Here is a 14,983-nt window from a genome sequence, read left to right on the forward strand (position 1 = left end):
CAGCTCCATGCCGCGCCTTCAGTTGACGTTCGGTAGCCGTGCGGGCTCGGTGCGCCACCAGGTCCAGCATTGGTCTGAATCAGCACGAGAGGGCGGCCAGGCGGTCCGGCCGGTACCGGACCGCCCGCACCGGCCGTCACAGAGCGCTGTACACGGCGTCGACCAGCGCCATCTTGCGCGGGTCGTTCGCGATATGAGGCCCCATGCGATTCATCACGTACCCCATCGACACGTGCGCCTCCGGGTCGGCGAGCCCGCAGGAGCCGCCGAAGCCGTCATGGCCGAAAGCGCGCGGGTTGGGCCCGTAGGAACCGTTCGGTCCGCTGAGCCACAGCCCGAGCCCCGCCTCGGTCTCGCCCCCGAGCCCGGCACCGAGCACCAGATCCCGGCAGCTGCCCTGCCCCTCCCGTACCCGCTCGGCGGCCTCGGGGGACAGGATGCGCTTGCCCCCGTACGAGCCGCGCCCCGCGAAGACGCCGTAGAGCACGGCGACCGCACGCGCGGTGCCGTGCCCGTTCGCCGCCGGTATCTCCGCGGCCCGCCAGCCGGGCGTGAGGGCCCCGGCGGCGGACACCGCGGGGTTGGTGAGCGCGGCGATCGCCGCGGGCGCCAACTGGGCGAAGACGGCGGCCTGTTCGCTGCTCGTCGCGACCCGCGGCTGGACCAGGTCGGCCGCCCGCCCGAAGTCCTTCTCCGGCAGGCCGATGCGGAAGTCGACGCCGAGCGGCCCGGTCACCTCCTGCTCCAGGAAGGCCCCCGGCCGCAGCCCCGACACCCGCCGGACGACCTCGCCGACCAGATGACCGTAGGTCAGCGCGTGATAGCCGGACGTGGCTCCCGGCTCCCACCAGGGCTGCGTCGCCGCGAGCCGCTGGGTGGTCAGCTCCCAGTCGCAGAGCTGCTCCAGCGAGTGCGGCTCACGCAGCCCGGCCAGTCCGGCGCGGTGGGACAGCAGGTGCCGTACGAGGACCTTCTCCTTGCCCGCCGCGGCGAACTCGGGCCAGTACGCGGCCACCGGCGCGTCGAGATCCAGCAGCCCCCGGTCGGCCAGGATGTGCGCACACAGGGCCACCGGCCCCTTGGTCGTGGACCATACGTTGACCAGCGTGTCCCGTGCCCACGGCCGGGTGCGTGCCGCGTCGGCCCAGCCGCCCCACAGGTCCACCACCGCCTCGCCGCCGACGGTGACGGCCACCGCGGCACCCAGCTCGCCCCGCTCCCGGAAGTTCGCCTCGAACGCTTCGCGCACCGCCGTGAAGCGCGCGTCGCAGTGGCCGTGCACCTGTGCCTCGTCGTCTGACATGGGCCCTCCACCCCTCGCCGGGCCGCCGAGGTGCGGCCCGGGCGCGAAGAACGTACCGACTGGTCGGACTCGGTGGAAGCCCGCCGCCGCCGAAACGGCCGGACCCGGTCGCCGGCGGTATCAGATGTACGAGCGCATCCAGCGCAGCTTGGCCTGCTCCTGGAAGGGGCCGCCGCCCTCGTGGTCGTTGAAGTCGTACACCTCGATCGTCTTGTCCTCGTGGCTCCAGGCGTTGAAGGCCGCGAAGACGGTCGAGGGCGGGCACGTCGCGTCTTCGAGGGCGGCCGAGAAGAGCGCGGGGGCCCGGCCGCGGGCGGCGAAGTGGACGCCGTCGAAGTAGGAGAGCGTGCGCAGGGCCTGCTCGCTGCGGCCGCGGTGCGTCTTGAGGTACAGGCCGATCTCCCGGTACGGGTGGCGGTCCGTGATCGTCGCCGCGCGCGGGTAGTCGCACAGGAACGGCACGTCCGGCGCTATGCCCGCCAGGTCCGGGACCAGTCCGCCCACCGCGATCGTGATGCCGCCGCCCTGGCTGCCGCCGACGGCGACCGTGCGCGCCGGGTCGGTGAGCGGGTGCGAGCGGGCCGCCTCCACGGCACGCACGGCGTCCGTGAACACCCGGCGGTAGTAGTAGTTCTCCGGGGCGTCGATACCGCGCGTCATGAAACCGGGGTACGCGGGCGCGCCGCCCACCGGGTCCGCCGTGCCGCCGCCCCCTCCCCAGCCGCTGCCCTGCCCGCGGGTGTCCATGACGAAGTGCGCCCGGCCCGTGGACGCCCACAGCAGATGCTCGTGCGGCAGCCCGCGTCCGCCGCCGTAGCCGATGAACTCCACGACCAGCGGCAGCGGGCCGTCCGCCCCCGCCGGCAGCGTCAGCCAGCCCTTGACCGGATGGCCGCCGAACCCGGCGAACGTCACGTCGAACACCTGCACAGTGGACAGCCCTGTGTCGACCGGTTCGAAGCGGGCGTCCAGGTCGTGCTCGCGCGCCTCCTGGAGCGTCTTGGACCAGAACGCCTCGAAGTCCTCGGGCTCGGTGGACGCGCTGCGGTACTCGCGGAGTTCGTCGAGAGGAAGGTCGAACTGGGCCATGTAGGACCGCCTTGGGTGAGGAACGGCTGCGGAGACAGTGCGGATGATCACACTACGGGCGGAGTCGGAGGACTCGCCAGGCCTTTTGCCGTCGTCCGTTCACCTGCGGTGCGTCGGCCGCGTCACGCGCCGCGATGCGTCCACTCCGGCTCCGTACGGGCCCACTCCCGCTCCCACTCGGCCAGCCGGCGGCGCAACGCGATCCGGCGTACGACGGAGTGGCCGAGGAGCACCACGAGCACCGAACCGCCCGCGGCGCACGTGCCGATGGTGAGGGTGTGCTGCCAGATCGCCGTGCCGTCCACCGGCGGGGCCACACTCCGGCCCCGGGAGTCGAACCACACGTCCACGGCCTCACCCGGCCGGGTGCCGCCGGGGACCGGTGCCGTCGCGGTACGTGTGCCCTTGCCCGGCTCGCTCCAGCGCACGGTGGCCCGGTACGTGTGCCGCCCGTCGGCCTGCGCCGACGGCGGCGAGTCGTCCCTCGCGCCGACGACCTCGGCACGGACGCGGTGACGCTCGGCCCGTTGCTCCGCCGCGACCGACCGGGCTTCGCCGTGGGCCCACCAGGCGGCGGCCGCCCCGGCCAGGGGCGCGCCCACCAGGATCAGGACGGCGACCACCAGCACCGTCCACGCCTCGACGACATCCGACCGGCGCCGCAGCGGACTGCGCCGCCAGCGCCAGCCGCGTACCCGGGTTCGCATGTCGACCTCCTCGCCGTCACCGCGGCCGGAGGGCCGGACCGGCCGTGCGGTGGCTGCGCCGCCGCTCCCTCCACGTCACGTCACGTGTGCGAGTGCCACACAGGTCGGGTACCCCCTCCGACACACCTCGATCGCTCGGCACGGCCCGGGTCGCCGCATGCCGGAGCCCTTCGGCCGGAGTGCCCGGGCCCGCCGCGGTGAAACACCGGGGCACATCCCTGTGGCGCGGCGCACGCCACCCCTGTGTCACCACCCGGGGACGCTGTGACATCACCGGGGCACCGTGTGGCATCACCGAGGGTGCGGCCGCTGACGCCACCGGAGGAGGGCCCGCCGTCCAGGTCAGCCGAAGCGCTCGATCCGGATGCGGTCCACCGGCTGACCCGCCGTCACGAGCAGCCGGGAAGCGTGCTCCGCGAACGAGTTGGAGCCGCACACATAGGCCTCCCACCCACTGGAAGGCTGCTCGGCCAGGAGCGGCGCCACATGTGCGGCCGCCATACGTCCCACCGCCACACCCTCCGGGGCGCTCCGGGTGAACACGGGCGTCGTCTCGGGGCCGAACTCCCGGGCGTAGATGAGCTCCTCGGGGCTGCGCGCGGACACCAGCAGGCGCAGCGGCACGGTCAGGTTCCGCACCCGGTGGTGCCGGACCATCGACATCAGCGGCACGACGCCGGAGCCGGCGCCGATCAGCAGTGCGGGCCGGTCGCCCGGCCAGGCGAAGAAGCCGCTCACCGGGCCGCGCACCTCGACCTGGTCGCCGGGCCGGGCGACGGTGTGGAACCAGCCCGACACCTCGCCGCCCTCGACATGATCCAGGGTCAGTTCGACGTGCCCGGAGTCGTCGGGCGCGGACGCGATCGAGTAGTGGCGCTGGGCCACATAGCCGTCCTCGGCGGTCAGCCGCAGCAGCAGGTGCTGGCCGGGCAGGTGCCCCGGCCAGCCGGGCACGGCGAACCGGTAGGTGGCGGCCCGCGCGGTCTCGCGGCGGATCCCGGTGAGCGTCGCGGTCCGCCACACGGAGGCGGCCTGCTCGTGCACGGCGATGCGCCCGGGCACCGCGAAGCGCGTGGCAGGCACGAACGTCTCAGTCACCGGAGTACCTCTGCTCCTGCCAGGGGTTGCCCCGCTCGTGATAGCCGTTCCGCTCCCAGAAGCCCGGCTCGTCGTGGTCGAGGACCCGCAGGCCGGCTATCCACTTGGCGCTCTTCCAGAAGTACAGGTGCGGCACCAGCAGCCGCGCCGGGCCGCCGTGCTCCGGGGCGAGCGGCCTGCCGTCGTACTCCCACGCGATCCAGGCACGCCCGCCGGTCAGGTCGGCGAGCGGGAGGTTCGTGGTGTAGCCGGTGTGCGCGTAGGCGACGGCATGGGTCGCCGAGCCATGGGGCCGGACCACATCCCAGAACGCGTCCAGGGACACCCCCGCGAACCGCACCCCGAACTTCGACCAGCTCGTCACACAGTGGATGGCGCCCTCGTACGCCGACGGCGGCAGCCGGTGCGCCTCCTCCCAGTCCCAGGTGCGGGGCTCGGCCACCAGGCCGTCGATACGGAACGTCCAGTCGGCGGGTGCGAGGTCGGGAGTGACCTCGGCGGACAGGACGGGCCAGTCGTCGCCCGCGTCGTACTGGCCGGGCGGCAGACCGGGGTCGGCCACGCGTGGGCGCCCGGTGAAACCTCGGGTGATGTGCATGCGGTGTGCCTCCGGGCCGGGCCGACGGTGCCCCGCCGGGCCGGCGTACTCAGTGGTTGTCTAATCAACCGTACGTGCGGCGTGCTCCTGGTCGGGCCGGCCGGGGCCAGGGCCCGCGTTGTAGCGCACGAGGTACTCGGCGAAGCGTTCCAGGTCCTCGGCCGGCCAGTCCGCCAGCCGCTCCCGGAAGGCCGCCCGGCGGCTCTCGGTGACCTGGGCCAGGATGCGCCGGCCGGCCTCCGTCAGATGCAGCACCAGAACGCGCTGGTCCTCCGTGCCGGGGCGGCGTTCGATCAGGCCGGCGCGTTCCAGCGCGGCCACCTGGCGGCTGACCGTGGACTTGTCCAGGGCGTAGTGGGCCGCCAGGTCCGTGGCACGGCACCCGCCGCTCTCCTCCAGGTGCCCGAGCAGCGTGTACGACACCAACGACAGCTCCGGGTGCATCCGCCCCGCCGCGGCCCGGGCACGGCGGGCGAAGACCGTCATCTCCCGCTGGATCGTCTCCACGGCATCGGCAGGCTTCATCGGACCTCCCTCACCACGTCGCCCTTTGGTCTTCCACGTTTCCTCCATGGTTGCATAACCCAACCACTCGCGAACGGGGCGGGACCAGGTGCCGTACCGGCCGGCCGGGCCGTCGGGTAGTGTTGCCGACCGGCTGTGGACGGACCCCAGCCGTCGCAAACCGAGGAGGTGAGACCCATTACCGCTGTGTCAGCCCGGGTGCTCTCTCCTCGATGTCGCGCGGATCGCCGGCCGTAGGCGACCGCAGGAGCGCCCTTCGCATCCCGAAAGGCTCTGGCTCCATGCCCTTGGTGTCTCCCGTTCCGCCGTCCTCCCGTGACTCCGTCGTCGCCGCCCTGCGCGCCGCGGGCTGCGTCTTCGCCGAGGACGAGGCCGAGTTGATCCTCACCACCGCCCGCACCCCCGCCGAAGCAGCCGCCATGGTCGAACGCCGCGTCGCGGGCCTGCCCCTCGAACTCGTCGTCGGCTGGGCCGAGTTCCGGGGCCTGCGCATCACCGTCGACCCGGGCGTCTTCGTGCCGCGCCGCCGTACCGAGTTCCTGGTCGAACAGGCCTTGGCCCGGGCGCCAGGCGCCGGCGTCGTCGTGGACCTGTGCTGCGGCTCGGGTGCCGTCGGCGCGGCGCTGGCCGCCGGACTCGGCCGCGTCGAACTGCACGCCGCCGACGTCGACCCCGCCGCCGTGCGCTGCGCCCGCCGCAACGTCGCCGCCCTCGGCGGTCACGTCCACCAGGGTGACCTGTTCGAGGCACTGCCCGGCGACCTGCGGGGCCGCGTCGGCATCCTCGCCGCCAATGTGCCGTACGTCCCGAGCGACGAGATCGGCCTGCTGCCGCCGGAGGCCCGCGCCCACGAGCCGCTGGTCGCCCTCGACGGCGGCACGGACGGCCTCGACGTCCTGCGCCGGGTCGCGGCCGAGGCGCCCCGCTGGCTCGCCCCCGGCGGCTGCGTCCTGATGGAGACGAGCCGCCACCAGGCACCGGCCGCGCTCGCCGCCGTCGAACGCGGCGGCCTGACGGCACACCTGGCCGTCTCGGAGGAGCTGTACGCCCATGTGGTGATCGGCGTCGCACCGTAGCGACCGTGCGCGGGCGAACGCCGCCGCGCCCGCGTCAGTCCGGTGTCGTCGCCCGCGCGATGAGCAGGGCCACGTCGTCGAAGTTGTCCGGCTCGTGCAGGGTGCGCAGCAGCAGGTCGCAGACCTCCTCCAGCGGGCGGTCGGGCCCCTCGAGCAGGGACAGCAGCGTGTCGAGACGGTCGTCGAGCGAGTCGCGCCGGGTCTCGACGAGGCCGTCCGTGTAGAACACCAGCCGGTCGCCCGGCTCGAGGTCGACGGTCGTCGTGGCGAAGGCGATACCGCCGACCCCGAGCGGCACCCCCGTCGGCAGGTCGAGCAGTTCGGGAGGCCGCCCGGTCCGGAGGCGCACCGGCGGCAGATGCCCGGCGTTCGCGATCCGGCACTGTCGCAGATGCGGGTCGTGGACGGCGTAGACGCAGGTGGCGATGGCCTGTTCCAGCCCTGCGGTGATCTTGTCGAGGTGTTCCAGGAGCCGGGCGGGATCGAGGTCGAGGGAGGCCAGCGTGTTGGTCGCCGTCCGCAGCCGCCCCATGGCCGCCGCCGCGGGGATGCCGCTGCCCATCACATCGCCCACGACGAGCGCGGTCTTGCCGCCCTCCAGGCCGATCACGTCGAACCAGTCGCCGCCCACCTCGCTCGTGGCCCCGGCCGGCTGGTAGCGGGAGGCGACCTCCAGCCCGCCCGTCACGGGCGGATGGCTGGGCAGCAGACTGCGCTGGAGGGTGAGCGCGGTCTCGCGGGCACTCTGGTACCAGCGGGCGTTGTCGATCTGCACCGCGGCCCGCGCGGCCAGCTCGCGGGCCAGCAGCAGGTCGTCCTCGGTGAACGGCAGCGGATTGCGGGTGCGCTTGAGGTCCAGGGCGCCCAGCACCTCGCCGCGCGCGATCAGCGGCACCGCCAGATACGAGTGCACCCCGGCCCGGCCCAGCAGCCCGGCCGCCTCCGGGGAGCGGGCGATGTGCGGCAGGTCCTCGTCCCCGACCTCCGGGAGCATCACGGGAGCGCCCGTACGCACGCACTGGGTGACGAGCCGGTCGGACCCGTACCGGGCCACCTGCCCGGGCGGGTCGGCCGCCTCCAGCGCCTCGGCGGAGTCGTAGCCCTGGACCGCCAGCGCGCGGATCACGGCCGGCTCGGCCGGGCCGAGGCTGGTGCGCCGGCCCTGCACCACCGCGTCCAGCAGGTCGACGGCCGCGATGTCGGCGAGCTCCGGCACGGCCACGTCGACGAGCTCGCGGGCCGTGCGGTCCAGGTCCAGCGTGGTGCCGATGCGGCCGGAGGCGTCGGCGATCATGGCCAGGCGGCGCCGAGCGGCCTCGGCCTCGATGCCCGCGCGGTACTGCTCGGTGACGTCGACGATCGAGAGGGCCACGCCCAGCACGGTCCCGAAGGCGTTCTCCAGCCGGTACAGCGAGATCGACCAGGCGTGGTCCTGGTGCGGGTCGGCCGGGGTGCGGCCGATCGTGGACTGGTCGACGACCGGCTGCCCGGTGTCCAGCACCCGGCGCGCCGCGGCTTCCAGGGCGTCGACGTCCATCCGCGGCACCACCTCGCCGACCGTCCGGCCCAGGTGCTCCTCGGCCGGCACGCCGTTGAGCTCCTCCAGCGCCGGGTTGACCGAGACGTACCGCAGGTCGGTGTCCAGCACGGCCAGCCCGATCGGCGACTGGGCGATCATCCGCGTCGACAGCGCCACCTCGCGCTCCAGCCGGTGCACGGTCGACTGGTCGGCGCACAGACCGAGCGCGTAGACGTCCCCCTGGTCGTCCAGCAGCCGCATGTTGCGGAACTCCACGAGCCGCGTGGTGCCGTCCTTGCGGCGGACGGGGAAGGCCCCGGCCCAGCTCTGCCCGGTGACCATGACGTCAGCGAACAGCTTGACCACGAGATCCAGGTGCTGCTCGTGGACCATGATCCGCGCGGCGTACTGCCCGAGCGCCTCCCGCGCCTCGTACCCGAACAGCTCCTCGGCCTGCGGGCTCCACAGCACGATGCGGCCCTCGGCGTCCAGGACCACCGAGGCCACGCGCAGCACGTCGAGCAGCCCGCTCGGCCGCACCGGCGCGCGCGCCGGCTCGTCGCCCTCGGCCATGGGAGCCCCGGCTGCACTCATCCCACGCCCCGCCTTCGCCGATCTCGCGGCACGCGTCACGGTGCCGACACCCCATGTTCTACCGCTGTTCCGGCGAGCGGGGCCGTCGATCCGAGGCCCCGTCCGTCACCCTCCACCATCTCCCAACACGGAGCCGCCCGCTCCGTAAACCCGTCATCACGGCAGGGGCACCGCCGGTAGTGCCGGGCAGAAGGTGGTGCTTTGCTGGGGTAGGGGCGGATACGCCAGGAGAGGAGCGATCACGATGGACCGTGAGCAACCGCATCCCCACTCCGTCTCGGTGGAGATCAGCGGGTGCAGCAAGCAGGACGCCCGGATCGTCTTCGACACGCTGTGCGCCTGCTTCGAGTCCGACCGGTGCGCCGACGACGTACCCGAGGATCTGCACGCGACCCGCCCGACCGTGTGGCTCGGCACGTTCGACGTCGCCGACGCGCACGAGGGGGCGCGACCTGCCCGGCTGTCGTCCTCCGTCGACGCCGACCTGCACGGTGGTTACTGGGCGATCGAGCAGTTCCGCATGAGGCTGGACTCGCTGTTCGATGTGCGGGACCTCAGTACGGTCTCCGGCGACCAGGAGGCGGAACTGCACGTGCGCCTCGAAAGCCGGTGACCGCCGCTGCCCCTCCACCTCCCCCGTCATCGGCCACTGTGCCCTCCATCACCTTATGCAACTAGTTGCATAAACCGTCCGCGGTCCTCTACAACTACAGACACGACACCGCGCACGGAGGGCCCGATGAGCCGTTACCCGCACCTGCTGACCCCCCTCGACCTGGGCTTCACCACCCTGCCCAACCGGGTCCTCATGGGCTCCATGCACGTAGGACTCGAGGAGGCCGAGGGCGGTTTCGCCCGCATGGCCGCCTTCTACGCCGCCCGTGCCCGCGGCGGCGTGGGCCTGATCGTCACCGGTGGCATCGCGCCCAACGACGAGGGACGCCCCTACGAGGGCGGCGCGAAGCTCACCACCGAGGCGGAGGCCGAGCAGCACCGGGTCATCACCGACGCCGTGCACCGCGAGGGCGGCCGGATCGCGCTGCAGATCCTGCACTTCGGCCGCTACGCCTACCACCGGGACCTGGTCGCCCCCAGCCCGCTCCAGGCCCCGATCAGCCCCCGCACGCCCCGCGAGCTCACCGACGCCGACATCGAGCGGACCATCGACGACTACGCCCGCACCGCCCGCCTGGCCCGGCAGGCCGGTTACGACGGCGTCGAGATCATGGGCTCCGAGGGCTACCTCATCAACGAGTTCATCGCCCGGCAGACCAACCAGCGCACCGACCGCTGGGGCGGCTCGTACGAGAACCGCACGCGCTTCCCCCTGGAGATCGTGCGCCGGGTGCGCGAGGCGGTCGGCGAGGACTTCATCGTCGTCTACCGGCTGTCCATGCTCGACCTCGTCCCCGGCGGCTCCACGCTCGACGAGGTGATCACCCTGGCCAAGGCCGTCGAGGCCGCCGGCGCCACCATCATCAACACGGGCATCGGCTGGCACGAGGCCCGCATCCCCACCATCGCGACCTCCGTGCCGCGCGGCGCCTACACCTGGGTGACCAAGAGGCTGATGGGCGAGGTGTCGATCCCGCTCGTCACCACCAACCGCATCAACACCCCCGAACTCGCCGAGGAGTTGCTGGCCGAGGGTGCGGCCGACATGGTGTCGATGGCCCGCCCGATGCTCGCCGACCCGGACTTCGTCATCAAGGCCGCCGCCGGCCGGCCCGAGGCGATCAACACCTGCATCGGCTGCAACCAGGCCTGTCTCGACCACACCTTCAGCGGTCTCATCACCTCCTGCCTGGTCAACCCGCGCGCCTGCCACGAGACGGAACTGGTGCTCTCCCCGACCCGGCTGCGCAAGCGCGTCGCGGTCGTCGGGGCCGGGCCGGCGGGACTGGCGTGCGCGGTCTCCGCCGCCGAACGCGGCCACGAGGTGACGCTGTTCGACGCGGCGGGCGAGATCGGCGGCCAGCTCAACGTCGCCCGCAAGGTACCCGGCAAGCAGGAGTTCGACGAGACGCTCCGCTACTTCCGCACCCAGCTCGACTGGCACGGCGTCGACATACGGCTGAACACCCCCGTCACGGCCGGCGACGTCGACGACTTCGACGAGGTCGTCGTCGCCACCGGCGTCACCCCGCGCACCCCCGACATCCCGGGCGTCGACCATCCGAGCGTGCTCGGCTACCTCGACGTCCTGCGCGACGGCGCCCCCGTCGGCGACCGCGTCGCGATCCTCGGCGCGGGCGGCATCGGCTTCGACGTCGCCGAGTACCTCACGGACGGCGGCGACAAGGCGCACGAGAACCCGCAGACGTACTTCCGCCAGTGGGGCGTCGACCTGGACTACCGCGCCCCCGGCGGCCTCGCCGCACCCGAGCGGCCCGCCCCGCCGCGCGCCGTCCACCTGCTCCAGCGCAAGACCTCCAAGGTCGGCGCCGGCCTCGGCAAGACCACCGGCTGGATCCACCGCACCGAACTCAAGCACCGCGGCGTCACCATGGTCCCGGGTGTGAGCTACGACCGGATCGACGACTCCGGGCTGCACCTCACGATCGATGGCGCGAGCACCGTGCTGGAGGTCGACACGATCGTGCTGTGCACCGGCCAGGAGCCGCGCCGCGGCCTGTACGAGGAACTGATCGCGGCGGGGCGCAGCGCCCACCTCATCGGCGGCGCCGACGTGGCCGCGGAGCTGGACGCCAAGCGCGCCATCAAGCAGGGCACCGAGCTGGCGGCCGCCCTGTAGTGCGGGAACACGTCCCTAGGATGAGGCCATGTCACTCCCGCACGCGATCCTGACCGCCCTGCTCGAGAAGCCGTCGTCCGGGCTGGAGCTGACCCGCCGGTTCGACCGCTCGATCGGGTACTTCTGGTCCGCGACGCACCAGCAGATCTATCGCGAGCTGGGAAAGCTGGAGGCAGACGGCCTGATCCGGGCCCTGCCCGCCGAGCAGCCGACACGCGGGCAGAAGAAGAGCTACGAGGTGCTGCCGGCGGGCCGCGCCGAACTGGCCCGCTGGACGGCCGCCTCCCAGGACCCCAAGCCGCACCGCGACGTGCTGCTGCTGCGGCTGAGGGCGGCGGCCGTGGTCGGCACCGCGGGCCTGGAGGCCGATCTGCGGCGCCACCTGGAGCTGCACGAGCGGCAGCTGGCGGAGTACCAGGAGATCGAGAAGCGCGACTTCCCGCCCGGCCGGGACGGCGCGCAGGACCGGCTGCGGCATCTGGTGCTCCAGGCCGGCATCGACCTGGAGACGTTCTGGACGCAATGGCTCAGACGCGCCCTGGCGGACTTCGCCGACCTCCCGACCGACGAGCCGACGCGCCCGGCCTGACCGGTGTGCGACGGTGACCCGTCCGGTCTGACCGGCCCGCGACGGCTGGCCGGTCGCCTGACGGGGACGTGATGGCTGAGCGCCCGAGCCGACAGCCGGCCTGCGTGTGACGGCGGCCCGCCCGACCGGAGCGCTTCGGGAGGGCGGGCCGCCGTTCGTACCGGATCAGAGCCGGTACGGCCTGTTGCGCCGGCGCAGGTACCAGGCCGTCGCGAGGAGGCCGGTGCCGACCAGCGTGCCGCCCGCCACGAGCGTGATGGTGCCGTAGTCCGTGGCACTCCCGCCGACCCCGCCCATGACACCGCGGGACGGCGAGGCCGACGGGGACGGCGACCTCGTGGGGGAGGGAGCGGGGGAGACGACGACCGACTGCGTGCCCGCGGTGGTGCCGTCCGAGCAGATGACGATGACGGTGAATGTCCCCGCGGAGACGTTCGACCAGGCGGCGGACTGACTGGTCGACGTCCCCGACAGGGTCACCTGGCGGCCCTGGGCGAAACTGCCCTGACTGCTGGTGAGAAGCGAGGCGGTGCCCCAGCTGCCGTTGATCTGGGTGCACGCGCTGGTCGTGACCGACACCGTGGAACCCGTGGTGCTCACGGAGATGCCAGGGCCCGCGGCAGCCGGCACCGCGGCCAGGGCGAGGGGCAGCGCGGCGGCGGCTGCCACGGTCAGGCCGGAGCGGAGAAGTGGCGATGAGTTGCGCATGTGGACTGCCCTCCGGCGGCACGGTTGGCGGTACATCCCTTGCGCCGCCGAGGGTCGGGGAACGCCCGTGCTGCCTCGGGGTCAGCCAAGGCGCCCCCGGTCCCGGCCGCACGCCGGGTGCCGCCGGGCAGGTGACGGGTTCCCACGGCCGGACCATGCCGGAGAACCCGTCAGCGCCTCGCCCCCGTCGTCACCGTCCGCTCCGTCGAGAACCCTCCCCAGGTGCCGTCCGGCAGCATGGCCCGGACCCGGACCCGGTGGCTGACTCCGGCGTGCCGCCCCACGTAGAAGCTGTACGTGGCCCGGTCGCTCGGCGCGTCCCCGCCGTACACCACAGAGGTGGCGGGCCGGCCGTCCAGCTGGATCCGGTACTCGGTGACCTGACCGTCCACGCGCGGCGGCACCCAGCTCAGGTCGACGTAGTACGCCCCGTCCGCGCGGTGGCTGCTCGCCCGAAAGCCCGTGGGGGCCGTCGCGCGGCCGTCGTCCCTGCCCGGTGTGGTGACACGGACGGCCAGAGCGGCGGGGGAGACGTTCCCGGCCGCGTCCCTGGCCCGGACGGTGAACGAGTAGGCCGTGCCGGGCCGCAGTCCCGTGATGACGGCTGCCGTCTGCGACCCGCTCACGCTGTGGATCCTCGCGTCCCCCTGATGGATGTCGTACGACACCACGCCCCGTTCGTCCGTCGAGGCGGACCAGGACAGCTGGACCGCCCGGTTGCCCACCGCCCGGCCGTGCGGCGCCGATGGGCGGGTGGGCGCGGAGTGGTCGTCCGCGACGGCCGCGGGGGTCCTCGCCCGGACCTCCAGGCTGCGCGCTCCCGGCCGCCCCTCGGCGTCCCGGGCCCGCACGGTGAAGACATACAGGGTGGAGGGCCGAAGCCTGGTGACGTCCACCATGTGCTTCGAGCCCGGCACTTCCCTGACCTTCGTGGTGCCGCGATATACCTCGTAGACCTCGGCCCGGGCGGTCGTGTTCCACATGACGTGCACGCTCGTGGCGGTGCCCGCTGTCGCGGTGACGCCTGTCGGCGCGCCGGGCGGAGAGCCGCCGTCCCCTTCGCCCGTGCCGGCCCAGCCGCAGGAGGCGACCAGGACGAGAGCCGCGCAGGGCGCGGTGCGAAGGAGGGAGGAGGGGCGGAAGGAAAGGCCTCGCACGACACTGCCTCCCGGGGCCACTCGGGAATGGTCCGGACCAATATGGCGCGGCCGGTGCGATCGCATCAAGAGGGCGGGGTGCGCGGAGGCCTCCGTGAGGGCGTCACCTGCGGCCGTTCGTGACCACCCGGGAGAGTTACGTATGCTGAAGTCCTCACGGCCGAACTCCTGGCGGAAACCAGGGAGTTCGGGCTTGTCGCGCGGACCGCTGTCGTCGCAGATCCCGCGCCGGCACGGGTGGCCGGGCCGGCCCGAGTCCTTACAGGGACTCAGGCCCCCGGCCCCTGTCGGAGGTTGGGGCCGTGCACCGTCCGGCCCCCCAGCGGTGGCCGGGTGGTCGTCCCGGGGCCAGATTGGCTGAGTGCCCGTCAGGTTCCCTCCGAGAGGCTTCACTATCGTGCGTGTCCAGTCGCTCACACTGGCCGTGGCCAGCGCCGCTCTCCTCGCCCCGACGACACCCGCCGCCCCGCCCCAGCCGGTGGTGTGGCGCGAGCCCCCCGTCCGCGCCGCCGATCTGCTGGCCAAGGTGCGGGACTGCGCTCCGGTCTCCCGCGGCCGGTACCGGGCAGACAGCGGCGCACCCGCGGACATCCCGGTCTGCGGCACCCGTGACGCCGTGTTCTGGAAGGCCGACATGGACATCGACTGCGACGGGCGCCCCGGACCCCGCTGCAACCGCCGCACGGACCCCCACTTCTCCGACAGCACCGCCTACGTGCAGTCCGACGGCCGTCCCCTGAGCGCCGAACGCCTCCCCTTCATCGTCGTGCCCGCCCCGAGCCGCATCTGGGACTACCGGGAGCACGGCGTGGGCGGCGGTTCCCTCGTGGCCGTCGTCCACCGCGACCGTGTGCGGTACGCGGTCGTCGGCGACACGGGCCCGCGGGACATCATCGGAGAGGCGTCCTACGCGACCGCCAAGGCCCTCGGTATCCGCGCCGACCCCGAGGGCGGCGGCACACCGTCCGGCGTCACCTACATCGTCTTCAAGAACGCCCGCGTGTCGCCCATCGAGGACCGGGTGGCGGCCGTGGCGACGGGGGAGCGGCTGGTGAGGCGGTTCGCCGGTACCGGCTGAGTGATGGACAGGCTGATTGACGGGCTGTCGGGAAACGCACCCGCGAGGTCGCCGGGGGCGCCGTTCTCCGGCGCGCCCCGCCCGGGGGCACACCCACCGGGTCGGGGTCGCCGCCGCGGCGGGCGCTTGCCCCGCCGGCCGATAAGCCCCCGGGGGCGCCGGGGCGGCCCCGGCGGCGGCGCCCACC

14 protein-coding genes are annotated in these 14,983 nt (G+C 73.4%); 5 read left to right on the top strand and 9 right to left on the bottom strand.

The genetic code is table 11. From position 1 onward, the window contains the following. Positions 1–136: 136 nt before the first annotated feature. The 6 genes from ACFZDA_RS39350 to ACFZDA_RS39375 form a co-directional block, all read right to left on the bottom strand. Positions 137–1,303, bottom strand: a complete 1,167-nt coding sequence (locus ACFZDA_RS39350) for a serine hydrolase (protein ID WP_391090954.1) — start codon at positions 1,301–1,303, stop codon at positions 137–139. A gap of 120 nt (positions 1,304–1,423) precedes the next feature. Continuing rightward, entirely contained in the window at positions 1,424–2,392 is a 969-nt protein-coding gene (locus ACFZDA_RS39355; protein ID WP_391090955.1) for an acetylxylan esterase, read from the bottom strand. A 122-nt stretch (positions 2,393–2,514) separates the two neighbouring features. Then, entirely contained in the window at positions 2,515–3,099 is a 585-nt protein-coding gene (locus ACFZDA_RS39360) for a hypothetical protein (protein ID WP_391090957.1), read from the bottom strand. 342 nt (positions 3,100–3,441) lie between these two features. Next, complete coding sequence (locus tag ACFZDA_RS39365) at positions 3,442–4,197, bottom strand: FAD-binding oxidoreductase (RefSeq protein ID WP_391090959.1); 756 nt, start codon at positions 4,195–4,197, stop codon at positions 3,442–3,444. Continuing rightward, complete coding sequence (locus ACFZDA_RS39370; RefSeq protein WP_391090961.1) at positions 4,190–4,795, bottom strand: molybdopterin-dependent oxidoreductase; 606 nt, start codon at positions 4,793–4,795, stop codon at positions 4,190–4,192. Before ACFZDA_RS39370 ends, ACFZDA_RS39365 begins: the two co-directional genes overlap by 8 nt. A gap of 60 nt (positions 4,796–4,855) precedes the next feature. Further along, positions 4,856–5,320 carry a MarR family transcriptional regulator gene (locus tag ACFZDA_RS39375; protein ID WP_391090963.1) on the bottom strand — a complete coding sequence of 155 codons (465 nt, stop codon included), beginning with the start codon at positions 5,318–5,320 and terminating at the stop codon, positions 4,856–4,858. Between the two features lie 281 nt (positions 5,321–5,601). Here ACFZDA_RS39375 and ACFZDA_RS39380 point away from each other — a divergent pair, with 281 nt between their 5' ends. Next, entirely contained in the window at positions 5,602–6,396 is a 795-nt protein-coding gene (locus ACFZDA_RS39380; RefSeq protein WP_391090965.1) for a putative protein N(5)-glutamine methyltransferase, read from the top strand. A gap of 34 nt (positions 6,397–6,430) precedes the next feature. Here the strand turns inward: ACFZDA_RS39380 and ACFZDA_RS39385 are convergent, their stop codons facing one another. Then, on the bottom strand, positions 6,431–8,509 hold the full coding sequence (locus ACFZDA_RS39385; RefSeq protein WP_391090967.1) for a SpoIIE family protein phosphatase: 2,079 nt from the start codon (positions 8,507–8,509) through the stop codon (positions 6,431–6,433). A 244-nt stretch (positions 8,510–8,753) separates the two neighbouring features. Here ACFZDA_RS39385 and ACFZDA_RS39390 point away from each other — a divergent pair, with 244 nt between their 5' ends. From ACFZDA_RS39390 to ACFZDA_RS39400, 3 genes are all read left to right on the top strand, one after another. Beyond that, positions 8,754–9,122 carry a hypothetical protein gene (locus ACFZDA_RS39390; RefSeq protein ID WP_391090969.1) on the top strand — a complete coding sequence of 123 codons (369 nt, stop codon included), beginning with the start codon at positions 8,754–8,756 and terminating at the stop codon, positions 9,120–9,122. A gap of 126 nt (positions 9,123–9,248) precedes the next feature. Further along, positions 9,249–11,264, top strand: coding sequence for an FAD-dependent oxidoreductase (locus tag ACFZDA_RS39395; RefSeq protein WP_391090971.1), 2,016 nt, complete (start codon positions 9,249–9,251; stop codon positions 11,262–11,264). Positions 11,265–11,292: 28 nt separating this feature from the next. Beyond that, positions 11,293–11,853 (top strand): helix-turn-helix transcriptional regulator, encoded by a 561-nt coding sequence (locus tag ACFZDA_RS39400; RefSeq protein WP_391090973.1) that lies wholly within the window; start codon positions 11,293–11,295, stop codon positions 11,851–11,853. A gap of 165 nt (positions 11,854–12,018) precedes the next feature. Here the strand turns inward: ACFZDA_RS39400 and ACFZDA_RS39405 are convergent, their stop codons facing one another. Then, on the bottom strand, positions 12,019–12,561 hold the full coding sequence (locus ACFZDA_RS39405; RefSeq protein WP_391090975.1) for a hypothetical protein: 543 nt from the start codon (positions 12,559–12,561) through the stop codon (positions 12,019–12,021). Between the two features lie 170 nt (positions 12,562–12,731). Next, a complete protein-coding gene (locus tag ACFZDA_RS39410; protein ID WP_391090977.1) occupies positions 12,732–13,718 on the bottom strand; it encodes a fibronectin type III domain-containing protein in 987 nt (328 codons plus the stop codon). 397 nt (positions 13,719–14,115) lie between these two features. On the opposite strand from ACFZDA_RS39410, the gene ACFZDA_RS39415 reads away from it, so the two are divergent. After that, entirely contained in the window at positions 14,116–14,796 is a 681-nt protein-coding gene (locus ACFZDA_RS39415) for a glycoside hydrolase family 75 protein (protein WP_391090978.1), read from the top strand. Positions 14,797–14,983: the final 187 nt, after the last annotated feature.

This window comes from Streptomyces sp. NPDC007991, from assembly GCF_042958445.1.
Classification (GTDB): Bacteria; Actinomycetota; Actinomycetes; order Streptomycetales; family Streptomycetaceae; genus Streptomyces.